Genomic DNA, 23939 nt, shown 5'->3' on the forward strand with positions numbered 1-23939 from the left:
ACAATGACTACGTTTATATTGCTGAATATGCCGACGATAGTGCGGTAATCGTAAAGAAACTTTCGGAACTGACGGCACACGGTATAGGTGGGTATCGTGCATCTGTTGATTCATGGCTACGCAATTATGAAGTTGACTGCCCTGAAAAGAAGGACGCGCTTCTGCGTATGTTTGAGGACTCAACGGTTGCTTTGATATATGGTTCTGCCGGGACTGGAAAATCAACACTAATCAACCATATTTCAAACTTCTTTTCCGATAGGGACAAAATATTCCTCGCTAATACACATCCAGCTGTTGAAAACATGAGGAGAAAAGTCAAGACCGCCAAAAGCGAATTTAAGACCATTCGTTCGTTCCTTTCTGAACGTAACTCGCATATCAGCAGTGATGTACTTGTAATTGACGAGTGTAGCACCGTAAGTAATCACGATATGCGGGCCATTCTTGAAAGCGCAAAATATAAGCTATTAATTCTGGTCGGTGATGTCTTTCAGATTGAATCCATAATGTTTGGCAACTGGTTTAGCATTGTGCGATTCTTTATTCCCGAAAAGGCTACAATAGAATTAACAAAACCGTACAGAACCACCAGCGAAAGTTTGTTGACTGTATGGAAGAGAGTGCGAGAACTTGACAATGCGATTCTTGAGCCGCTTGTGAAATATGAATACGTCCAAAACCTTGATAAGTCTATTTTTGAGCATACAGAAAAAGACGAGATAATCCTTTGCCTAAACTACGATGGACTATACGGGATCAATAACATTAACCGCTTCTTGCAAGGAAACAATCTATCACCGGCGGTTGAGTGGGGTATAACAACCTATAAAGTCGGCGATCCTATTCTATTTAATGAGTCAGAAAGGTTTGCACCTTTGATATATAACAATATGAAGGGACAAATCACGGCTATTTCACCAGAAGAAAAGCGTATATGGTTTGAAGTCGAACTGGACATTGCAATAAATGACTGGGATGCTGAATGGTATGATTTTGAACTGATTGGGTTATCGGATGATGGCAACTCAATTATTGGCTTTTGGGTCGATAAGTACCGCAGTACCGACGATGACAACGATTCCTCGAGTACATTGGTACCCTTTCAGGTTGCTTACGCGGTATCAATTCATAAAGCACAGGGATTGGAGTATAACTCCGTCAAAATCATTATTACGAACGAAATAGAGGAATTTATTACGCATAACATTTTCTATACGGCAATCACTCGTGCTAAAGAAAAACTGAAAATCTATTGGACTCCGGAATCAGAGCAGCATGTACTTAGCTCTCTTGAAAAGCGGAATTACAATAGAGATGCTGCACTGCTAAGAACTTTATTTGCACTATAAACTACAAAACACAATTAAAAACCATTTATCAAAATGTGAATTAAGTCAAAACATCGCCCCCCCCAAAAATGGGCTACTTCATAATTCTGAAATGCCAGAATGCTTCTCTAACGCTATCTTTCTTTTCCTTAGTGCAGTTCGGCTGTTTTGGATCTTCAGTCTTTGGCAGATTATGATTCTCCCGTTCGATGATCTCGCATTTCAGCGTTATATGTGCGATATTCAGGTTCGTTACATGCATGTCGGCTTACTCCTTCACATAATTTCTGATCTGGTCATAGGTTGCCGTTCCGCGCTTGTCCTGCACAAGACCTTTCACGTCCACGTCAATGTTAACATGCGTACCCTTGCTTTTTCTGTTCATTCAAGAGTGAGAATTGAATCCGTATTCTTGCATCCTCTATATGGAGAAAGGACGTGCACAGAACGCACGCCCTTCATGGAGGTGGTGTTTTGCCACCTCCTTTCCAAGAACCCGGATTACTGCCCCTGCCTCACCGTATCCAGATACTTCTTCACATCCCCATTCAGCACCAACTCCGCATAGGCGGCGGGATCGTTGTAGATCAGGTAATCCAGCTCCCGGCGGTCAAGCCAGGTTTCCACGAACTCCCGTTCCACGGCGAGGGTGTCGATGGCTACCATCGTCCCATCCGGGCACCGGGCTTCCACGCAGGCTGTGTCCATGTTGTATATCCATATTTCCGGCTTCATTTTGATCCACTCCTTCTTATTTCTGCCTTTCATCGCTCTGGCTCTGCGGATTACCATAGAGGTATGCAACAAGCCGGATCTTCGGAATCCGATATGTACGGCCAATTTTCAGAACGGAAAGGTGACCTTCTTTGATAAGACCATACACCGCTTTCGTACTTACGCCGAGTACTTCGCTGACCTGTTCGATGTTCATCACATCCGGATACTCCTGAAGCATGAGTCTGTATGCTTCTTTTTGTGTGATCGGCCGTGCTGATGTCTTTGAGCTTGCGCCTTTTGGGGCATTGGTTGTCTGTCGGCGCTGTTTCGGGGCCTTCTTCAAATTACTTTTTGCTTTTTCCAAGTCTCCTTGCGCTGCCGCGTTCGGCTCTGTCTGATCCTCCTTGTCATGCTCTTCGAGAAGATAATCGATCACGCATTCCTTCGGGATCTGATACTTCCTGCCAATCAAAAAGGATTTGATTTTCCCGGCTTGCAGCAGCTGCCGAGCATCCTTGGCTTTAACGCCTCCCAGCATGGCGCACAGATCAGTGACCTCCACGACATCCGGGTAATTCTGAAACTGATTCATAAGATCTTCTCTTGTCATTTCGTTCATCTCCAAAGTTTTATTGTCGACGGAAAATGAACCTCCTGCAAAGCATTGTTATTTATTGTTTTCTACTGCATTTGTTGAACCGACCGCATAACGCCTTCCCTAAATTGTATCCCCTTCCGCACCCCTGCCCGGGCAGGTTCCCGCTTCGTTTTTTATCTGCCCAAAATCGGCGCCAGCGTCCGCCATCTTCCACATCACTTCAAAAACTCAAAATCCGGTGGTAGCGATACCGTGCCGGTTCGACCCCGGCCACCGGCACCAATAAAAAACAAACCGTTCAGAAATAGCGAACAGTTTGTTTTTTTATTTATCAACTCAAAATAAATTTAAAAAGAAAACATTGTCCACCTTAAATTCGCGGCCGTTCAAATACTCCAAAGCCGTCGCTTCGCCCAAGAACCTGAATGCAAGCTTATAAGCGCATAAAAGCTGGCGCTTATATCCAAGCCTTCTGTTAAGTTCGCCTATGCCGTACTTGCCGTCTCCTATCAACGGATGTCCAATGTGTGAAAGATGCGCCCTTATCTGATGAGTGCGTCCCGTTATCAAATGCACCTCCAAAAGGGAAATATCGTCTTTTTCCTTTAAAACGCGGTACTTTGTAATTATCGTTTTTGCATTGCTTTTCGGGCTGTCGTACACCTTTACCGTATTCGTTTTTTCGTCTTTTATCAAATACGCCTTAAGCGTATCGCTCTTCTTTTTGAAAACTCCCGCCGCCGCGCAAAGATAATGCTTTTCTATCTCACGAAGCTTTATCTTTTCATTCATTATCCTTAAAGCCTCGGCGTTCTTGGCGCATATTACTATACCGCTTGTATTTCTGTCAAGGCGGTTGCAAAGCGCGGGAGCAAAGCTTTGCTCGGAGGCGGGGGAGTATTCTCCCTTTTTATACAGATAAGCGCATACCGTATCAATAAGCGTGGGATTTCCGTCCGCGTCGCTCTCATGCACTATAACTCCCGACGGCTTGTTTACAAGCAAAATATTATCATCTTCATAAACGACGTCCAGATCAGTATTTATCCTGTCAAAGTCTATTGCTTTACGCTCTTTTTGGAAAAACTCATCGTTTATATAAAGCTCCAATATGTCGCCCTCTTTAAGCTTATATTGAATATCGCATTTCTTTTTATTCACTTTTATACGCTTTGTGCGGACATAGCGGTATAAAAGCGATGCAGGCATGCCCTCCAAATATTTAAAAAGAAATTTATCTATGCGCTGTCCCGCATCATTTTTATTTATTACCACCGTTTTCATGTGACTGTCCCCGTTATCATACCTATTAAAACTATACCACAAGCAAAAATGCTTGCTTGCAAGGGCGTTTTTGCGACGTGATTCAATAAAGCGTGCCATACGTGAGTATGGCCGGCGCAGAGACGCCGAAAGGCTGCGAATGCAGGCTTTACGCGCATATTATACCACACATACGCGGGATTGTCTTTCATTTGACGCAGTTTATGTTTTTTATGTTGAACTGACAGCGCAATTCTGATATAATTATAAATAAATAATCAAGATTTTTAATAAACGGAGGTATGACTTATGCTAAGCAAAGGAAAAGCATTGGAGCTTATGAGAGAAGTGGGTTCGCTGTGGGAAGGTCACTTCCTGCTTACCTCGGGAAAGCACAGCGCACGCTATTTGCAGTGTGCAAAAATATTTCAGAACACTAAGTACGCCGAGCTGTTCTGCAGCGACCTGGCGGAACAGTTCAGAGATGATAATATAGACGTCGTTATCGGTCCCGCATTGGGCGCTATACAGATGGCGTATGAAGTTTCGAGGCATCTCGGAGTCCCGAATTTCTTTGCCGAGCGTGTTGATGGCGTAATGACTTTGAGACGCGGTTTTGCCATCGAAAAAGGCCAGCGCGTACTTATTGTCGAAGACGTTGTAACGACAGGAGGATCTGTAAAAGAGGTAATGCAGATAGTGCGTGAGGCAGGCGGTATTGTGGCCGGCGTAGGCGCGATAGCCGACAGAACGGGCGGCAAGCTCGATTTCGGCGTTCCGTTCAGATCCGTGCTTTCCATAGAGATAGAAGCGTATGAAGCAGACGAATGCCCGCTCTGTAAAGAAGGAAAGCCCATAGTTAAGCCGGGCAGCAAAAAATTCAACACAAAATAAATCATTCAGGGACGACTATTATGCATGAAGGTCATCGCAAACGCCTTAAAGCCCGCTTTAGACAAGAAGGGCTTGAACATTTTTCAGAAATAAATATTTTAGAGCTGCTTCTGTTCTACTCTGTTCCCAGACGCGATACAAATCCTATAGCACATGAGCTCTTAGCCAAATACGGCAATATTGCAAACGTATTGGAGGCAGACTTTGATGATCTTCTCAAGGTCAACGGCATAACGGAAAGCTCGGCCTCGCTTATCACCATGCTTCTGCCTCTTTACAGACGCTATATGGACATAAAATCGCAGCCGGGTATAATAATAAACCGATTATCAGATGCAGCCGAATATCTGGTACATTCATACACCGGCGAAAAAAGCGAGATCGTCAAGATGATGGCCATAGACTCAAAAGGCAAGCTGATAGGCACCTACACGCTCTTTGAGGGCAATTTCAACTCTGTCGATATAAATATACGAAAACTTGTAGAGTCCGTTATCCTTACAAAGGCCTCCGCGGTGATCCTTGCTCACAATCATCCTGATGGGATCGCGCTTCCGAGCAGACAAGACGTCAACACAACGAAAAAAATACGCGACGTCTTAGAAAGTATTTCCGTGGATCTGTTGGATCATATTATAGTCGCCGACGGAGATTTTGTAAGTCTGTTTCAAAGCAGGGAGTCATACGATTTGTAATGTTGGAGCAAACTAATGAGTAAATTCAGAATTGACAGCACCTATAAGCCTACGGGCGATCAGCCTAAGGCCATTGAAACGCTTTCGAACGGCGTTCTCTCGGGGGCAAAGGAACAGGTGCTGTACGGCGTTACCGGCTCGGGCAAGACGTTTACTATGGCAAATATAATCGCAAACGTCGGAAGGCCTACGATAGTCCTTGCACATAACAAGACGCTTGCGGCACAGCTTTGCAGCGAGTTTAAGGAAATATTCAAATCTAACGCCGTTGAGTATTTTGTAAGCTATTACGACTATTACCAGCCGGAGGCGTATATTCCTTCGACTGACACGTATATCGAAAAGGATTCGCAGATCAACGACGAGATAGACAGACTGCGCCATTCCGCGACCTCCGCGCTCTTTGAACGACGTGACGTCGTGATCGTGAGCAGCGTATCCTGTATATACAACATCGGCGACCCTATCGACTATAAAAACCTCGTTATCTCGCTGCGTCCCGGTATGCACATGGAGCGAGACGCTCTGCTTCGTCGGCTCGTGTCTATCCAATACGAGAGAAACGACCTTAATTTCGTGAGAAACAAGTTCCGCGTAAGGGGAGACGTAGTTGAGATCTTTCTTTCAAGCGCACAGGAGCTTGCGGTCCGCGTAGAGTTCTTCGGAGACGAGATAGACAGAATATGCGAGATACACGTACTAACCGGCGAGGTAAAGGCTACGCTCGAGCATATCTCAATATATCCCGCATCTCATTACGTTACGACTAAAGATAAGCTCAAATCGGCAGTTGAACAGATAGAATCCGACATGGAGGAGCGCGTAAAATATTTTGAAAGCCGCGGAAAGCTCATCGAAGCGCAGCGCATACGCGAGCGCACGCGCTACGACTGCGAAATGTTGAGAGAAACGGGATTTTGCAAAGGTATAGAGAATTATTCGCGATACTTAAACGGCAGACCTCCGGGCTCAAGGCCGTTTACGCTGCTTGATTATTTCCCCGACGACTATCTCATGTTCATAGACGAATCGCACGTTACGATACCGCAGGTTCGCGGTATGTACGAAGGCGACCGCTCCCGAAAAGAGCGTCTCGTGGAATACGGCTTCAGGCTTCCTTCCGCGCTTGATAACAGGCCGCTTAATTTCAGAGAATTTGAAGGCATAACGAATCAGATAATATACTGCAGCGCAACGCCCGCCGAATATGAGCGGAGCCGTTCGGTGAACATTGCGGAACAGATACTCCGCCCGACGGGACTTTTGGACCCCCAAATAGACGTTCGTCCCGTGAACGGTCAGATAGACGATTTGAAAAACGAGATAAACTTACGCGCCGCAAAAGACGAGCGCGTACTTGTTACCACGCTAACGAAAAAAATGGCCGAAGACCTTACGGAGTATCTTGAGCAGGACGGCATAAAGGTGCGATATCTTCACTCGGATATCGACACTATCGAGCGCATGGAGATAGTGCGCGATCTTCGCCTGGGCGAATTTGACGTGCTCGTCGGCATAAATCTTTTGCGCGAAGGCCTCGATATACCCGAATGCTCGCTCGTCGTTATACTTGACGCCGACAAGCAGGGTTTTCTGCGCTCCGAAACGTCGCTTATTCAGACGATAGGCCGCGCAGCAAGAAATGCGTCGGGCAAGGTCATAATGTACGCCGATACGATAACCGACTCAATGCGCGTCGCGATAGACGAAACGAACAGAAGGCGGCGGATACAAAGCGCGTACAACGAGGAGAACAACATTACGCCGAAGACGATAAAAAAGGGCGTAAGCGAGATCCTTCAGATATCGCGCAAAGAGGACGTTTTAAAGTCAGCAAAGAAGATGAACAAACGGGAGCGCGAGGAGCTTATAAGAAAGCTGAACGCCGATATGCGAGAAGCGGCGCGTATGCTCGAATTTGAATATGCCGCTCTGCTTCGTGACAAAATAAAGGAGCTTCAGGCGAAAAAATAATCGGAGGCATATATGTCAAAGGATTTTATAGTTATAAAAGGCGCAAAAGAGAACAATTTAAAGAACATAGACGTTTCCATACCGCGCGACAAACTCGTGGTGCTTACGGGACTTTCCGGCTCAGGAAAGTCCTCGCTTGCATTTGATACGATATTTGCGGAAGGACAAAGACGTTATGTCGAGTCGCTTTCCGCTTACGCGCACCAGTTTTTGGGTCAAATGAAAAAGCCCGACCTCGAATCGATAGAGGGGCTTTCTCCGGCAGTATCAATAGACCAGAAGACGACTTCAAAGAACCCTCGCTCAACCGTGGGTACCGTTACGGAGATCTACGACTATCTGCGTCTTTTATATGCAAACATAGGCATACCTCATTGTCCCAAGTGCCATAAGCCGATATCTCAGCAGTCGATAGATCAGATAGTCGATTCTATCATGGATTATCCCGAAGGCACTAAGATAATGATAATGGCGCCCGTTATACGTCAAAAGAAGGGCGAACATAAGAAGGTCATAGCAGACGCCAAGAAAAAAGGCTTCGTGCGCGTCCGCGTCGACGGTATCGTTTACGATGTAAACGATACTATAGAGCTTGAAAAAACGAAGAAACACTCTATAGAGATAGTTATAGACCGACTGATAATAAAAAGCGGCATCCAAAAGCGGCTCACCGATTCTTCGGAAACGGCTCTTTCGCTGGCGGAAGGCACGATGACAGCTCAAATCGGAGACGAAGACGTTGTCTTTTCACAGAATTACGCATGCCCCGACTGTCAGATAAGCATTGAGGAATTTGCGCCGCGCAGCTTCTCGTTCAACAGCCCCTTCGGAGCATGTCCCACGTGCGGCGGCTTGGGCATACTTATGAAGGTCGATCCCGACCTTATTATTCCCGACAAGACGAAAAGCATAAACGAAGGCGCGATCCGCGCAAGCGGCTGGTCGGTATTCGACGGCACTACCGTAGCCGCGATGTATTACAATGCCATCGCGAAGGAGTACGGCTTCTCTCTCGATACGCCTGTAAAAGACCTGCCGAAAGAGGCGCTCGACGTGCTTTTATACGGCACGAACGGCAAACGGCTTAAAATAACTTACAACAGGGCCTACGGCTCCGGAACGTACGAGAGCGCTTTTGAGGGAATCGTAAACAATCTTGAACGCCGCTACAAAGAAACGAGCAGCAACTGGATGCGCGCGGAGATAGAATCTTCGATGGGCAACAACGTATGCCCTCACTGTCACGGAAAGCGCCTTAAGGACGAGGTACTGGCCGTTACTGTGGGAGATCTCAGCATCGCCGAGTTCTGCGATATGTCGATCATAAATGAGCTTGATTTTATAGAGCATCTTACTCTGAATAAAAAAGAGCGTGATATAGCGCGCCTTATCTTAAAAGAAATAACGGCGCGGCTCGGTTTTCTTAAAAACGTGGGACTTGAATACCTTACGCTCTCGCGCTCGTCGGGCACGCTTTCCGGCGGCGAAAGTCAAAGGATACGGCTTGCGACGCAGATAGGCTCGTCGCTCATGGGCGTTTTATATATTCTCGACGAGCCAAGCATAGGCCTTCACCAGCGCGACAACGATAAACTGCTTGCCGCCCTGGGCGAGCTTAGAGACCTTGGGAATACGCTTATAGTCGTGGAGCACGACGAAGACACTATGCGCTTTGCCGACCACATAATCGACATAGGCCCCGGCGCGGGCGTTCACGGCGGCTACGTTGTGGCCGAAGGCACACCCGACGATATAATGGCGGCTGAGGACTCGATAACGGGGCAGTATCTTTCGGGGCGAAAATCCATACCCGTGCCCGAAACGCGCAGACAGGGAAACGGGAAGAAGCTTGTAATAAAAGGCGCGCGTCAGAACAACCTTAAAAATCTCGACGTAGATATTCCTTTGGGAAAATTCGTCTGCGTGACGGGCGTATCGGGCTCAGGAAAGTCGTCGCTCATAAACGAAGTGCTTTATAAAACGCTGGCCGCGCGTGTAAACGGGGCAAAAACAAGAGGCGGCGACTGCGATGAGATAATAGGCGTTGAAAACATAGATAAAGTCATAAATATCGACCAATCGCCCATAGGGCGCACACCGCGCTCAAATCCTGCGACGTACACGGGCGTTTTCACGGATATACGAAACATATTCGCGCAGACGAACGAGGCGAAGCTTCGCGGCTATTCATCGGGACGCTTTTCGTTCAACATAAAGGGCGGCCGATGCGAAGCCTGCAGCGGCGACGGCATAATAAAGATAGAGATGCATTTTCTGCCCGACGTCTACGTTGACTGCGAGGTATGCAAGGGCAAACGATACAACCGTGAGACGCTTGAAGTAAAATACAAGGGCAAGAACATAAACGACGTGCTAAACATGACCGTTGCGGAGGCGATAGAGTTTTTCGACAGTGTTCCGCGCATAAGAAGAAAAATACAAACGCTCTCCGACGTCGGTCTTGATTATATAAAGCTCGGCCAGCCCTCGACTACGCTTTCGGGCGGAGAAGCGCAGCGCGTAAAGCTTGCGACCGAGCTTTCAAAAAAAAGCACGGGCAACACGGTATATATTCTCGACGAGCCCACGACAGGGCTTCACACCTACGATGTACACCGCCTTATAGACGTTTTGAACGCTTTTTCGGACGCGGGCAACACCGTTATAGTTATCGAGCATAATCTTGACGTTATCAAGACAGCCGATCACATCATAGATATGGGACCTGAGGGCGGCGACCGCGGGGGAACGGTAGTCGCAACGGGTACGCCCGAGGAGGTTTCAACCTGCGAAGCTTCATATACGGGGCAGTATTTAAAAAATAAATTAAAAAAATCCTGATCTCCTATTGACCTTAACGCGGCGTAAAGCATTATAGTATTGACGTCAAGAGAAAGGGGGCATTTTGGTATGATGACTATTAAGGAAATGTCAAAGCTTACCGGCGTCAGTACACGGACGCTCAGATACTACGACGAGATAGGTCTATTCTCTCCGACCGAAAAAAGCAAGTCCGGATACAGGCTTTACGACCAAAACGCTTTGGAGAAGCTTCGGCAGATACTTTACTTTCGTGAGATGGATATTCCTCTCAATTCAATAAAGCAGATCATAAGCGACCCTGCTCTTGACAAAAATAATATTTTAAAAATGCAGAAAACGATGCTTGAATCAGAGAAAAATCGCATTGAGCGATTGATAGACAGTATCGACGCAGCATTGAAAGGAGCAGACATGGACTTTACGGTTTTTGACAGAGCGGAGTCGATAAAGCTGTTTGAGGCATTGGCCGAACGTATGCCCGAGGTGATGAAAGACGCGGCGTTAAAGGAGTTCGGCTCAGTTGAAAAATGGCGAGATCATTATCTTAACGCAGCGAGATCGAAGAAAGTGCAAAATCAGTTCGCAAAGATGATCGAGTGGTACGGCGACGCTAACGCATCTGATGATATGACGCAGATCGATTTGGCAAATGAAATCGAAAAAAGCTATCAAAGGCGCATAGATCATATCCTTGAAAAACTGAACCTTAAACGCAGTCTCGATATAAACAGCTTTGATATCCGCGCGATCATAGGGGAATACGGCTTCGTAATAAGGCAGGAGCTTGGACTTAGGGACGAAAAAGAGATGATGCTTAGTATCGCAAAGCATTATACCGATAAGGACATTAAGGCCGACGCCGACAAAAACTACGGAGATGGTTTCTCTGATTATCTGAGCAAAGCGATCACAGCTTTTTACGAGCGGTAATTCTTTAGCATCGGCGCACACGGCGTGCGCCGATATTTTTATTTATGACGTAAATCTACAAAATTATAAACGAAGTGTTAATTTATATGAATTCTGTTGAAAAAGGCGCGTTTTTGGTTTACTATAAAGAGGGATTTTTCATCTCCTCAAATATGTAAATGGATGTGGCCTGAATTGTTCGGATATGTTTTACCGCATAAGCCCGAGCTTAAAGTAAAAGAATATGAGTATTATAAATCCGTTTACTGTGGTTTATGTAAGCAGATGGGGGCGCGCTGCGGATGCATTTCGCGGTTTTTTTTAAGTTACGACAGCGCGTTCATGGCGCTTTCCAGAATGGCCGTTACGGGCGCGGGCGACTCTTGCATAACGAAAGGGCGCTGCGTTATAAATCCCTTTAAAAAGGTGCATTACTGCCATTCAAAGCATATCGACTACTGCGCAGACGTAAGCGTTCTGCTCGTATGGCACAAGATAAAAGACGATATATTCGATAAAAAATTCCCGAAAAATATTCCCGCGCGGCTGTTATCGCTCATAATGGCGCTCCCGCACAGGCGCGCATCAAAAAGCGCGTGCGGCTCAGACGAGCGTATCGCACGTTCCATGGACGAGCTTCACAAGCTTGAAGAAGCTTGCTCACCTAATATGGACGAAGCTGCCGAGACCTTTTTCTCAATGCTTGCCGACGTTATGGCCGCGCATATAGATGATAAAACGCACGCGAGAGTGGCCTATGAGATAGGGAAGAACGTGGGGCGCTGGATCTACATATTAGATGCGTACAACGATATCGAACAAGATTTGAAAAGCAGTGATTACAACCCGCTGATATACAGATATAATAAGAAGGACGACGAAGACGCGGCGTCATTTGCCGAAAGGATACGCGCCGACGTCGATGACACGCTTGCACAATGCATATATAATCTTTCAATAACTTTGGACTTTTGCAAAAGTGAAGACGCGGTGCTTAAAAACATCGTGAACATGGGACTCTCGGAAAAGCAGTTTATGATACTCTATCCCGAAGAGTATAAAAAGAAAACGGAGCAAAGCGGCACGACCGACTCCAATCCGGCTTAAAGGAGAAACTTGATGGATCCTTATAAAGTATTGGGCGTTTCGCCGAACGACAGCGACGAAAAAATAAAGCAGGCTTATCGTGAGCTTGCAAGAAAATATCATCCTGACAAATATGCCAACAACCCTCTTTCCGATCTGGCTCAGGAAAAAATGAAGGAAATAAACGAGGCGTACGACACCATAACGAAAGAGCGAGCCTCCGGCTACGGCTCGCAGCCTGGCTCATCGCGTTCATACGGAAGCTCGGGCTATGGAAGCTCCGGCAGTTCAGGCTATGGCAGTTCGGGCTATGGTAGTTCAAGCTATGGCAATTCAGGCTACGGAAGTTCCGGCGTCGATTACGGCGAAATACGTATGCTCATATCAATGGGCAGACTTGACGACGCGTACCGCGCGCTGAGTGCCGTAAGCGAACGAAACGCGCAGTGGTATTATCTCATGGGACACATATACCACCGGCGCGGAATGTACGACCTTGCGCGCGAGAATTATACGCGCGCATATCAGATGGAGCCCGGAAACGCAGAATACAGGTCTGCGCTCGAGAGTATGAATAATGCGGGCGGAATGTTTCGCACCTCCGGCGGCGCACCTGCGACCGGCTGCTCTCTTTGCGAAATCTGCGCCGGACTTATGTGTATAGACTGCCTGTGCGACTGCTGTTAGACTTATTCCCGTAAAAAGAGTGTTTTAAAATGAGCAAAGCTAAAAAGACGGTGCTTGGCGGCATTCTTTCCGCACTCGCGCTTATACTGCTTTTTTTTGCAAATCTCTCAAACGTGCTTGACATATGCTTTGTAGTAGTCGCAAGCATGGTCATGTTCGTAGGAGTTATTGAACTGGGGCGAAAATGGATGCTTATTATGTACGCCGCAGTTACTGTTTTAGGACTTCTTATGATACCCATAAGAGCCCCGCTTATTATGTTCGCGCTCTTTTTAGGATATTATCCGTTCATAAAAAGCCTTACGGAGCAGTTTAAAAAGAGAGCGGCGGAGTATGCGGTAAAATTTGCAGTCTTTAACGCGGCAGCCGTAATATGTATGATCTTTTTTAAAACTCTGTTTATTGAAAGCGCGTCTGCAACCAACATGATGATGATTTTTTTCTTTATTATTGCAAACGCTCTGTTTTTGCTGTATGATATTGCTATGACCAGACTTGTTACTGTATATATGTATAAGATAAGGCCGAAACTTGGCAAAAGATAAAATGGCGGGTTTTCCGTCATTTTTTTCGTGTGCTAAAGAATACCACCGGAGGTAAAATGTCTCATGGAGAATCTCAATTTGCTCTTTTACGTGGCTCTCGTCCTCATTGCCGGACTTCTCTGCGGACGTCTTGTTAAGCAGGTAAAGCTTCCGAACGTAACGGGATACATACTGGCAGGACTGCTTTTAGGCCCGTACGTCCTTAAAATAATACCTTCAAACATCGTCGGCACGCTTGACCTCGTATCAGACGTGGCTCTCGGTTTTATCGCCTTCTCCATAGGCAGCGAATTCAAGATAAGCTATTTCAAGAGAGTAGGCGCAACGCCCATCGTCATAGCCGTGCTCGAGGCTCTCTTTGCCGTTATCGTGGTATGCGCGGGACTTTTGGCGATCGGCTGCGATCCGTCGTTCGCGATAGTGCTTTCGTCGATAGCGGCGGCAACGGCTCCCGCTTCAACGATAATGGTAATAAAGCAGTACCACTCAAAAGGGCCGGTAACCGATATGCTTTTGAGTGTCGTCGCAATAGACGACGCCGCCGCTCTTATGCTTTTCGGCATTGCGGTCGCCGTTGCAAAGACTATTACCGGCGGCGCGCTCTCGGCCGCGACTATGCTTCAGCCGCTTTACGAGATAGGCGTATCTCTCGGCGTCGGCGCGGCTTTAGGCGCAGTTTTCTGCCTGCCTCTCCGTTTTTTCAAAAAGGACTCGAACCGCCTGATAATCATCTCAGGCTTCGTTCTGCTCACCGTATCCGTGGCAAACCTTATCGGCGCTTCGCCGCTTCTTACATGTATGGCTATGGGCGGCTTTTTCGTGAATCTCTCGAAGGATCAGGTCAGCATAATGAAGATATGCGACAGAGTAACTCCGCCTATATTCCTTGTGTTCTTCGTAGTATCGGGCGCCGAGCTCAATATATCCGTGCTGCCCTCGATCGGTCTTGTCGGCATACTTTACGTTCTCTTAAGAGTGGTAGGAAAGTTCTTAGGCGCGTACACAGGGGCAAGGATCATGCGGGCGCCGAAGTCCGTGCAGAAGTATATCGGACCCGCGCTCGTTCCGCAGGAAGGCGTAGCTATCGGCCTTTCCCTCGTGGCGCAGACGGCAGTGCCGCAGTACGGCGAAATGATACGCGCGATAATTTTATGCTCCACACTCATATATGAGATAACGGGGCCCGTTATAACAAAGGCCACCCTGATACGCGCAGGGGAAATACCGAAACAAAAAAGCACATAAATATGTACATCGCAAAAAATTTGCGTTATAATGATTATTTGACATACAAACTCGTTAAAGGAGCCCAGATCATGATACTTTCACCGTCGCTTTTATCCGCCGATTTTGTAAATCTTTCACGCGATGTATCTCTGTTAAAAGAAGCAGGCATAGAATATCTCCATGTCGACATTATGGACGGCATTTTTGTGCCGAATATAACTATAGGCATACCCGTTGTCAAAGCTTTGCGCGACATTACCGACCTTACGCTCGACGTTCATCTGATGATAGACAGGCCCGAACGCTATATAGACGATTTCTGCCGTGCGGGCTCTGATATATTGACCATACATACGGAAAGCACAGTTCATCTGCAGCGCGCACTGTCAATGATAAGGGAGCGGGGAAAAAGAGCGGGAGCCGCGCTCAATCCCTCAACGCCGCTTTCAGCCATAGAAAACGTGATGGACGATCTCGATATGGTGCTTATAATGTCGGTAAATCCCGGCTTCGGCGGCCAGAAATTCATACCGCAGGCCCTGAAGAAAATAAAGGATCTAAAAGAAATGATATCATCATACGGCAAGGATATACTTATAGCTGTTGACGGCGGTGTGACCGCTTCAAATATAGGAGAGATAACAAATGCCGGCGCCGACGTCTGTGTGGCAGGCTCGGCTACCTTTACGGGCGGTTTTCGGCAAATATCGCACAATGTTGCCGCTCTGAATAAAGGCGCCCTGTCTTTTAATAACAAGTGATGGATACTTATTCCCGGATCGGCCGTGCGATATATGATCTGCCCGAGCGCTTAGTATATGTTATATTTGCGCTTGTAATGATCATAAAAGGCGGATATTACGGATTTTTATATAACCCCGTACTTGATGATTTTATTCAATATCACGCCTACACCCTTTATCAGGACCCGTTTGAGAATATAATTCTGAAAATGGGGCTGTTTTCAGCACGTCCGTTTGCAGCAGTATTCGACATATATTTTTGGTCGGGCTTTTGGAATGATATGCGCCTGGCAAGTCTTATTATAACTGCGCTTTATATACTTTCGGGAATACTTATATACCGCATATTTTCAAGGCATTTTAAAACGACGCCCGTGTTTTTGTTTGTTTACGGACTTATACCGCTCGGCAGCGAGGCCGTAAACTGGCTGTCGGCTTCGTCGCGTATGATCGTGCCGCTGTTTTTTTTAGGGCTTTCACTTACACTGCTTCAATTCGGCTTTGACACGCAAGGCCCCGTAAAAAAAGCGGCGGGACATGTGACGGGTACGTTTTTATTATTCGTATCTATGGCATTTTATGAGCAGATAACGATAATCGCTTTTATACTGGCGTGCGCGCTGCTCATAGCGAACAAAAAGCGCGCCCTTCATTATCTTATCGTGGCAATACCTTCTGCGGCAATAGCTTATTTTTACCTTTTCGCAAATAAAACGTCCATATACACGGGACGCATGAACATAGTTGATTTTCAAGCTCCCGCAGAAGAGCTTTCACGTCATTTTGGCGCGGCCTTCAACGTAGTATTCGATCTGCTTTTTGAGATAAGCCGCAGCGCCGTGATAAGCGGGTTTACAAAAGGCCTTAAAATACTGAAAAACGACGGCAGTATCATTTTTATAATACTGCTCATATTGGCGGTAATTGCCGTGTTTTTTACGGTGTTTTTTCATGCCGCAAAAGAAAAACGGCTCGGGGAAGACAAAAGGCAGAATTATTTAGTGCTGCTTCTTGCGTTTATTCTGATCTTTTTGCCGCTCTTTTTGTTTGTGTTTATTCAAAATCCATGGATAAGCCTTAGAAATGTCTTTCCGTCGGCAATAGGGATCGCGCTCCTTTTGGACCTTGTATTTAAGTGGCTTCTTTTTAATAAATACGTAAGAGGCGCAGCGATGGCTGTTATATGCTTTGTTTTTATAATTGTCAATGTCGCTGAGCTTAATGATTACCTGCTTGTGGGACAAATTGACCGCATTATCGCCGAAAACACTTTAAATGTTTTGGAAAACGAAGAGGAACGCCCCGCCGCAGTCGTTGTTTTAAACACTCGCGACACATACGTAGATACTGCTCTGCGCTACCATGAGCATATCAATAATATAACGTCGAGCGACTGGGCTTATAAAGGGGCGCTTTACGCCGTTTCGGACAGTCTTGACGCGCCGGATATATATCCGCTTCACGACGGTCCCGTATGGAGATTATACCCTGAATTTGACGCTGATAAAATTGACGCTTATTATTATATGGACGATGAGTTTGTGCTCCATAAGCTTAGGGTGGTCTCATATAATGAGAACTTCTCACTATACGATGGAGAAAAGCTCTATGCCGAGCTGTTAAGATGGGATTATAAAGACCCGTCTGTAAAGCTTTATGATAATAACAAGTCGCCTGATACATTCTCGTACTATGGCGACTTTGAGGTGAAACAATGATAAGACCCTTCGGACTGAGCGAAGAAGAGACGCGAAAGTTTATAAGATTCTGCATGGTCGGCCTTTCTAATTCCGTCATCGACGTTCTCGTCTTCGTGCTCTGTTATTACTTATTTCATTTGAATACATATATATGCCAGGTCATTGCCTTTATGACGGCAACGCTCAACAGCTACATACTGAACAGTCGCTTTACGTTCAGGACCCGCGATAGACTTCTGAGCAAAAAGATGGTGATGTTCTATATGCTAAACGTCATCACCATGGGCATCAGCATCGTCTTTATCTATCTTTTCCACGACTTGATCGGTCTGAACGCGTTCCTTGCGAAGCTGATCGCCAGCCCTCTCGTTTTTATGGTGAATTACCTGGGCAGCCGCCTCATCATATTCAAGGGCGAGGACGAAAACATAATGAAGCTCGTCCTTTTGCGAATGAAAGAGCAGCGACTGCTTAAAAAAGAAGCAAAAAGGCTGGGCGTAAGCCTTGAACAGTTGAGAATGCTGAAAGCCCCCTTGTCCGCTTCGGACAGCGGCTCTCCCGAGCAGAACGACAGCGCGCCGGATTAACCTTTTTCCCTCGGTATCCATATATTATGGTGATATTCAATATGAATTTACCGGGGGATACTTTATGTCTGCACTTAAAATCAAAATGCTGTCTCTGCGTGCTGCGGGCACGGCTTATATCCGTGTAAAAAAAGCCGCCGAGCATCTTTGTGACGAAAACTTCGTTTTCGATTTTCTTCCCAGGGTCTCTTCGATTTATGAGGAAAGCGACAAAGGAAGGCTGCTGCGCGAAAAAGCGTTCACCGATAAATGCGATCTTCTTGTAGTCTTCTTTTATCCCCACGCCTTTAACGCTTCCATGATGATATTGCTTGAAGCCATGGAGTATTTTGACCGTGTAATAATAGTTTCGGACGCCTCTTTTGAATGTGCCTTTGATATATCCGCTTTTTCTCAATGCATGTGTATCGACGCTAAAGAGTGCGACGGCTCGGCGGGCTCGGTCGTTGATACGCTTGGTTTTATTCGTACATATGGCGCGTCTTTGCTTTACTCGTCGCCGTCATATATAAATTACGGTCCGGACGCAGAGTGTGCTCTCAGTATAATATCATATGACGCAGAAAAAGCGTTTACTGCAAAACAAAAGCGCTGGGCAGCTTCAAGGCTTTTAAGAGGCGGTTCGTTTATCCGTGAGCTTTTTATGCTTTTTAATATTGACGGGCAAAAAAAAGACGTGCTTTTTAGAGACATTAAAAAAGCGGAAGAATATCTCGAGCGATGTGTGCCGTCAATAAAATTTAGCACATACGCAGACGAAGTCTTTGAAAGCATAACAAATTGTATAAAATGTTCTTCTTTATCGGTAGATGCGCAAAATGAAGATACGCCTGAAACGCGAAGCATATTCATCTGCGCCATGATACTTTATGTGCTCTTTTCGCTGACTTGCGCAGTCATTTTGCTTATTGACTGAGCTTAATGCACAGTGGTATAATATATAAAGTTAGGAGTGTCTAACTTTATATGCTTTAACGGAGGTCGAAACATGTTGTTTAAGCGCGGCGATATTATTATAATAATAGTGCTTATAGTATGCGCGGCGCTTATTTATATGGCGCCTGCAGCGAATAATGACGCCGATACGCTCGTCATAACTGTAGACGGCAAAGAATACCGCCGTATCGATCTTTCCGATAAAGACTATTATGAAACTATCGAAATAGACGGAAAGTATAAAAACATAATCGAAGTAAAAAACGGCTCCGCTGCATTTATATATGCAGACTGTCCCGACGGCGACTGCGTGAGATCCGGCGTACTGTCGCCGCGTCATAATTTTGCGGCATGTCTTCCTAACAGGGTCAGCATTTCTATAGTATCAAGCGGCAGCGAGCTGGATGCGCTGGCAGGATAGGAGGGACGAATGGAAAAAAGCAAAACTCATGATATCGCCGTTCTCGCGATACTTACGACATTGGCGCTCGTGCTTTCTTTATTTGACAATCTGCTTTCGCTTGCAGTACCGATACCGCTTCCCGGATTTAAAATAGGCGTCGCAAATCTTGTGACATTGTTTCTTGTAATGTACTTTGCGCTTCCCAAAGCCTTATGCGTCGTTTTTTTGCGCTGTCTCATTTCATCGATATACAGCGGAGGAATAACAGTATTTTTGATTTCGCTTTCGGGCGGCGTACTCAGCGTTCTTGCAATGTATTTTATAAAATACGCTCTTAAAGACAACGTATCGCAGATAGGCATAAGCATATTCGGCGCCGCATGCCACAACCTCGGTCAGGTGATAATGGTAATAATCCTGCTTTTGAGCCCGTCGTACATTTTTTATCTGCCGATACTTTTGATAGTATCGCTGTTTACGGGATTTATAATAGGCTTTATAGGGCTTAAAGCATACCCGAAAATCGCCGCTTTCACAAAACTTGAAACGCGCTGACAAAGAGCATTTTCAAAAAAAACGGACTGTGAAAAAAGATTTCTTTCATCTTTTTTTCACAGTCTTTTTTCATATAGTGAATAATCTGCTCATATATCATCATATGACAAATTTTACGCAGAACCCAATATAAAATAATGGCGTGTGCAAAAATTCCTTTTAAAGAACGAGGCGGCATATGGGGGAAACACGTATTGTATATATTGACGTACTGTTTTTTATAAATTTTATTATTAACTGTGCTCTGATACTCTGCACGGCAAAGATGATGTCTGTGCGTGCATCTCACGGGCGCACCGCAGCTGCGGCTGCTTTAGGCGGGGCCTACTCGATATGCATGTTTTTTCCTTCGTTTTCAACGCCTGCCTGGATAGGACTTAAGCTTATATTTGCCGCTTCTATAGTAACTGCGGCCTTCGGATTTAAAAATATACGATACCTTTTAAGGTGTACGGCGGCCTTTCTTTTGATGAACTTGTTGTTCGGAGGCGCCGCTTTCGCGCTTTTTTACCTAACCCCGCTTGTCAGCGAAGAAAAAATGCTTCAAAACAACGGCGTTTTTTATTTGGAGCTTTCGCTTCCCGTATTACTTACGGTCTGCGCGATATCATATATCATACTGAATTATGCGCTCTATTTATTTAAACGGCGCATATATACAAAAGAACAGATCATAGATATACGTATTTCACTCGGTGCAAAAAGCTGTATGCTGCGCGCCATGTGCGACAGCGGGAATATGCTTAAAACTCCTGTCGAGCATAAGCCGGTCATCGTTTGTGAGCTTTCGGCTCTGTCGGACATATTAAGCCCACAGGATTCGGCCGCGCTGTCGGGAGAGGGCGGCGCCGAGCCGTCGCTAGGCATAATTTTTTTGCCGTATACGTCGCTCGGAGCAAAAAACGGACTTATTCCGGCATTTTTTGCAGATGAGGCAACATATTATATAAATAAAGGCGAGCTTAAAACAAGCAAGGTACCTGTTGCCGTAAGCCGCGCTCGTCTCACGGATGACGGCCGAATAAATGCGCTGGTGAACCCTGCGGCATTTGATGCAAAAGACGGGGAGGCATAAAAATGATCAAGACTTTAAAAAAAATCTCATTATTGTTAAGGCGTCTCGGGCGCGATGCGGTCTTCTATATAGGCGGAAGCGATACGCTTCCCGCGCCGTTATCGGTTTCTCAGGAAAACAGAGTTATCGAGCTTTTAAAAACCGATCCGTCGCGCGCTCGAAGGATACTTATAGAGCACAATTTAAGACTTGTTGTATACATCGCAAGAAAATTTGAAAATACGGGCGTAGGCATTGAAGACCTTATATCGACCGGTACAATAGGACTTATAAAGGCTATAAATACTTATAAGCCTGAACGAAACATAAAGCTTGCTACTTATGCGTCAAGATGTGTGGAAAACGAAATACTCATGTTTTTAAGAAAAAACTCTCATACGAGCCGCGAGATCTCACTTGACGAGCCGCTTAACGTCGACTGGGACGGAAACGAACTTCTGCTTTCGGATATATTGGGTACTTCGGGCGACGTTGTATTAAAAGAACTGGAAGACGAAGTAGACCAACGCATTCTTTTAAGCGTAATAGATAAACTCTCGCCGAGAGAACGCGAAATAATCCGCATGCGCTTCGGGTTTTGCGGCAGCGAAGAAAAAACGCAGAAAGAGGTTGCAGACGCCTTGGGAATATCTCAGTCATACATATCGCGTCTTGAAAAGAAGATCATTTTAAGGCTGCAAAAGGAAATAGCCCGCCTCGTATAAAATCGGAGTTTTCGGCAATAATGTAATTATCCAAATAATTGGAAATCATCATGCCGGGGGCACGATAATGATAAATAAAGTTGAAATCTGCGGTATGAACACTTCCAAGCTTAAAGTGCTTTCAAACGAAGAAAAGACTGCGCTTATGGAAAGGATACGAAGCGGTGACAAAGAGGCGAGAGAAGAGTTCATAAACGGAAATTTAAGACTTGTACTCAGCATAATACAGCGATTTTATAATCGCGGAGAGTCGGCCGACGATCTTTTTCAGATCGGCTGCGTCGGTCTTATCAAAGCGATCGATAACTTTGACACCAGCCACGGGGTGCTGTTCTCAACATATGCCGTGCCCATGATAATAGGGGAGATACGCCGCTATCTGAGAGACAACAACTCGATACGAGTGTCACGTTCGATGCGCGATGTGGCATATAAGGCATTGGGCGTCAGAGAAAAAATAATGAATCGCGATCTGAAAGAACCCACTATCGACGAGATCGCGCGCGAAATGGGGCAAAATAAAGAAGACATAGTATTCGCGCTTGAAGCGATATGCGATCCGGTATCGTTATATGAGCCTATATATTCAGACGGCGGCGATACGATATATGTAATGGACCAGCTTAAAGATAATAAGAATTCAGACGAAATATGGCTTGAGCATATAGCGCTCAGAGAAGCTATGGACAGATTGAACGACAGAGAGCGCGAAATATTAAAACTTAGGTTTTTCGAGGGACGCACTCAAATGGAGGTGGCAGCCGATATAGGGATTTCGCAGGCCCAGGTAAGCCGCCTCGAAAAGAGCGCCATATCCCATGTGAAGAAAAATATATAGGATGCGAAAAAGCATGTGGGGCGGGTAATACCGCTCCATATGCTTAATCAGATATATACTTTAGGGGGAATAATTATGCCTGAACTATATCTCAGCGTGACTAAACTGAGAGCAAAAGACGTCGTTAATATAAATAACGGCTGTAAGCTGGGATACCTTCACGACGTTAATTTCGAATCATCTGAGGGGCGCGCCGTTTCATTTGTCGTGCTGGGGCCGCGAAGGTTTTTCGGATTATTCGGAAGGACGGACGACTACGTTATACCGTGGAGCGATATAAAAACGATAGGAGACGACGTGATACTTATAGACTCAAAACACCTTGGCTATACGAAAAACATTCCGAGATTAAAAAATCGAGACGTATAAAATTAACCGTTTGTCTATTTACTAAATCAGCCGCTTAGTATAGAATATAGAATATCTGCATTTAAAAGAATTTTTCATGTGATGTTTTACGGAGGTTTAAAATGAAAGTTCTTGTTATGTCAAATACCGCAGGTCAGGGGCATAACGCCACCGGAAAGGCGATATGCAATATGCTCGTCTCCATGGGCGCGACAGCAGAGATGATCGACTCATACGAATACATAAATACAGCGCTCGGAGAAGCCGTTAACCTTATATATCTCATGTCCACAGGTCTTACGCCGCATTTTTACGGCTCTGCGTACCGCATGGCCGAACTGCAGGAAAAACAGCCCGATTTTTCGCCCACTTACATAGTCAATAAAATACTGTCGGTACGTATATATGATTTTTTGGAAGATTACGACCCCGACGTTATAGTATGTACGCACGTGTTTTCCGCAATAATCGCAAATCTGTTAAAAAAAGAGGGCAAAACGAAAGCAACGATAATATCTATAATCACTGATTTCACGATCCATCCCTTCTGGCAGGAGGTGGACTGCGGCGACTGGTTCGTCACTCCCAGCTTTCTCATCGATTACGCCGCCCGCGTAAGGGGAATGGACGCCGCGAAATTCATGCATACGGGAATACCGATACATCCCAAATTTTCAAAAAAGACAGATAAGAAAGAGGCGCGCCGCATACTCGGTATGGACGAGAACAAGAATACCGTGCTTCTTATGAGCGGTTCGATGGGCTACGGCAATATAGGCAAGCATTTAAAAAAGATAGACCAGCTAGATATCGACCTTCAGATCATAGTCGTATGCGGCTCGAACAAACGCTCGTACCGTAAGATCAAACGTATGCAGCTCAATAAAGACGTTTATCTTCACGGATACGCGGATAACGTAGAGGTCATGATGGACGCCGCCGACTGTATAATAACAAAGCCGGGAGGACTTACCTCGTCGGAAGCTATGGCAAAGGAACTACCCATGATAATCGTAAATCCGATACCGGGGCAGGAGGACAGAAATACCGAGTTTTTCTTAAACAACGGTCTTGCGCTCAAGGTATCCGATACCTTCGGCATAGACGAAGCGCTCTTCTACATTTTTGAAACTCCGAACAGAATAGAGCGTATGCGCGAAAACATAAGGCTTATGGGGAAACCTAATGCTACTTACGATTTGTGCAAATTTATAATGGACTTGGAAGAACCGAAAACGGAAGCAAAAACAGAAACAGAAGATACTTCCGCTGAAAATACAGACGAATGACAATAAAAAAAA

General features: G+C 45.7%; 25 protein-coding genes and 1 pseudogene. 21 read left to right on the forward strand and 5 right to left on the reverse strand.

The window, feature by feature from the left end; all coding sequences use genetic code 11:
• Window positions 1-1352 (forward strand): AAA family ATPase (locus tag IJG50_06525; protein ID MBQ3379504.1); only part of this gene is annotated, 1352 nt, incomplete at its 5' end.
• A 73-nt stretch (window positions 1353-1425) separates the two neighbouring features.
• On the opposite strand, the gene IJG50_06530 is transcribed toward IJG50_06525, so the two are convergent.
• The 5 genes and pseudogenes from IJG50_06530 to IJG50_06550 all read right to left on the reverse strand — a co-directional run bounded on the left by IJG50_06530 (window position 1426) and on the right by IJG50_06550 (window position 3930).
• Complete coding sequence (locus IJG50_06530; GenBank protein MBQ3379505.1) at window positions 1426-1593, reverse strand: hypothetical protein; 168 nt, start codon at window positions 1591-1593, stop codon at window positions 1426-1428.
• Window positions 1594-1832: 239 nt separating this feature from the next.
• Window positions 1833-2066, reverse strand: a complete 234-nt coding sequence (locus tag IJG50_06535) for a hypothetical protein (protein MBQ3379506.1) — start codon at window positions 2064-2066, stop codon at window positions 1833-1835.
• Window positions 2067-2082: 16 nt separating this feature from the next.
• Window positions 2083-2286, reverse strand: coding sequence for a helix-turn-helix domain-containing protein (locus IJG50_06540; protein MBQ3379507.1), 204 nt, complete (start codon window positions 2284-2286; stop codon window positions 2083-2085).
• 174 nt (window positions 2287-2460) lie between these two features.
• Window positions 2461-2658, reverse strand: a pseudogene (locus IJG50_06545) (helix-turn-helix domain-containing protein).
• A gap of 324 nt (window positions 2659-2982) precedes the next feature.
• The gene (locus IJG50_06550; protein MBQ3379508.1) at window positions 2983-3930 is read right to left on the reverse strand and encodes an RluA family pseudouridine synthase; all 948 of its coding nucleotides are present in this window, start codon (window positions 3928-3930) and stop codon (window positions 2983-2985) included.
• Between the two features lie 288 nt (window positions 3931-4218).
• On the opposite strand from IJG50_06550, the gene pyrE reads away from it, so the two are divergent.
• The 20 genes from pyrE (at window position 4219) to IJG50_06650 (ending at window position 23927) form a co-directional block, all read left to right on the forward strand.
• The gene (gene pyrE, locus IJG50_06555) at window positions 4219-4803 is read left to right on the forward strand and encodes an orotate phosphoribosyltransferase (protein ID MBQ3379509.1); all 585 of its coding nucleotides are present in this window, start codon (window positions 4219-4221) and stop codon (window positions 4801-4803) included.
• Between the two features lie 20 nt (window positions 4804-4823).
• Window positions 4824-5498, forward strand: coding sequence for a RadC family protein (locus IJG50_06560; protein MBQ3379510.1), 675 nt, complete (start codon window positions 4824-4826; stop codon window positions 5496-5498).
• A 15-nt stretch (window positions 5499-5513) separates the two neighbouring features.
• Window positions 5514-7472 (forward strand): excinuclease ABC subunit UvrB, encoded by a 1959-nt coding sequence (gene uvrB, locus IJG50_06565; protein ID MBQ3379511.1) that lies wholly within the window; start codon window positions 5514-5516, stop codon window positions 7470-7472.
• Window positions 7473-7484: 12 nt separating this feature from the next.
• Window positions 7485-10313, forward strand: coding sequence for an excinuclease ABC subunit UvrA (uvrA, locus tag IJG50_06570; GenBank protein ID MBQ3379512.1), 2829 nt, complete (start codon window positions 7485-7487; stop codon window positions 10311-10313).
• A 69-nt stretch (window positions 10314-10382) separates the two neighbouring features.
• Window positions 10383-11225, forward strand: a complete 843-nt coding sequence (locus IJG50_06575; GenBank protein MBQ3379513.1) for a MerR family transcriptional regulator — start codon at window positions 10383-10385, stop codon at window positions 11223-11225.
• Between the two features lie 174 nt (window positions 11226-11399).
• Complete coding sequence (locus tag IJG50_06580; GenBank protein MBQ3379514.1) at window positions 11400-12311, forward strand: hypothetical protein; 912 nt, start codon at window positions 11400-11402, stop codon at window positions 12309-12311.
• Window positions 12312-12320: 9 nt separating this feature from the next.
• Window positions 12321-12977, forward strand: a complete 657-nt coding sequence (locus IJG50_06585) for a DnaJ domain-containing protein (GenBank protein MBQ3379515.1) — start codon at window positions 12321-12323, stop codon at window positions 12975-12977.
• 29 nt (window positions 12978-13006) lie between these two features.
• On the forward strand, window positions 13007-13522 hold the full coding sequence (locus IJG50_06590; GenBank protein MBQ3379516.1) for a hypothetical protein: 516 nt from the start codon (window positions 13007-13009) through the stop codon (window positions 13520-13522).
• Between the two features lie 63 nt (window positions 13523-13585).
• Window positions 13586-14767 carry a cation:proton antiporter gene (locus tag IJG50_06595; protein MBQ3379517.1) on the forward strand — a complete coding sequence of 394 codons (1182 nt, stop codon included), beginning with the start codon at window positions 13586-13588 and terminating at the stop codon, window positions 14765-14767.
• Between the two features lie 68 nt (window positions 14768-14835).
• Entirely contained in the window at window positions 14836-15510 is a 675-nt protein-coding gene (locus tag IJG50_06600; protein ID MBQ3379518.1) for a ribulose-phosphate 3-epimerase, read from the forward strand.
• Window positions 15510-17210, forward strand: a complete 1701-nt coding sequence (locus tag IJG50_06605; GenBank protein MBQ3379519.1) for a hypothetical protein — start codon at window positions 15510-15512, stop codon at window positions 17208-17210. The genes IJG50_06600 and IJG50_06605 overlap by 1 nt, the downstream gene beginning before the upstream one ends.
• Window positions 17207-17779, forward strand: a complete 573-nt coding sequence (locus tag IJG50_06610; protein MBQ3379520.1) for a GtrA family protein — start codon at window positions 17207-17209, stop codon at window positions 17777-17779. The genes IJG50_06605 and IJG50_06610 overlap by 4 nt, the downstream gene beginning before the upstream one ends.
• Before the next feature lie 64 nt (window positions 17780-17843).
• Window positions 17844-18695: a hypothetical protein gene (locus IJG50_06615; protein ID MBQ3379521.1), complete on the forward strand. Its 852-nt coding sequence runs from the start codon at window positions 17844-17846 to the stop codon at window positions 18693-18695.
• 72 nt (window positions 18696-18767) lie between these two features.
• Window positions 18768-19136 carry a NusG domain II-containing protein gene (locus IJG50_06620; protein ID MBQ3379522.1) on the forward strand — a complete coding sequence of 123 codons (369 nt, stop codon included), beginning with the start codon at window positions 18768-18770 and terminating at the stop codon, window positions 19134-19136.
• A 9-nt stretch (window positions 19137-19145) separates the two neighbouring features.
• Complete coding sequence (locus IJG50_06625; protein ID MBQ3379523.1) at window positions 19146-19673, forward strand: Gx transporter family protein; 528 nt, start codon at window positions 19146-19148, stop codon at window positions 19671-19673.
• Between the two features lie 178 nt (window positions 19674-19851).
• Entirely contained in the window at window positions 19852-20748 is an 897-nt protein-coding gene (locus IJG50_06630; GenBank protein ID MBQ3379524.1) for a sigma-E processing peptidase SpoIIGA, read from the forward strand.
• 2 nt (window positions 20749-20750) lie between these two features.
• Window positions 20751-21452 (forward strand): RNA polymerase sporulation sigma factor SigE, encoded by a 702-nt coding sequence (gene sigE, locus IJG50_06635; GenBank protein MBQ3379525.1) that lies wholly within the window; start codon window positions 20751-20753, stop codon window positions 21450-21452.
• Window positions 21453-21516: 64 nt separating this feature from the next.
• The gene (gene sigG / locus IJG50_06640) at window positions 21517-22290 is read left to right on the forward strand and encodes an RNA polymerase sporulation sigma factor SigG (protein ID MBQ3379526.1); all 774 of its coding nucleotides are present in this window, start codon (window positions 21517-21519) and stop codon (window positions 22288-22290) included.
• Window positions 22291-22365: 75 nt separating this feature from the next.
• On the forward strand, window positions 22366-22659 hold the full coding sequence (locus IJG50_06645) for a YlmC/YmxH family sporulation protein (GenBank protein ID MBQ3379527.1): 294 nt from the start codon (window positions 22366-22368) through the stop codon (window positions 22657-22659).
• Between the two features lie 101 nt (window positions 22660-22760).
• Entirely contained in the window at window positions 22761-23927 is a 1167-nt protein-coding gene (locus tag IJG50_06650) for a glycosyltransferase (protein MBQ3379528.1), read from the forward strand.
• Window positions 23928-23939 lie beyond the last annotated feature (12 nt).

This window comes from Clostridia bacterium (assembly GCA_017405765.1).
Lineage (GTDB): Bacteria > Bacillota > Clostridia > Oscillospirales > RGIG577 > RGIG577.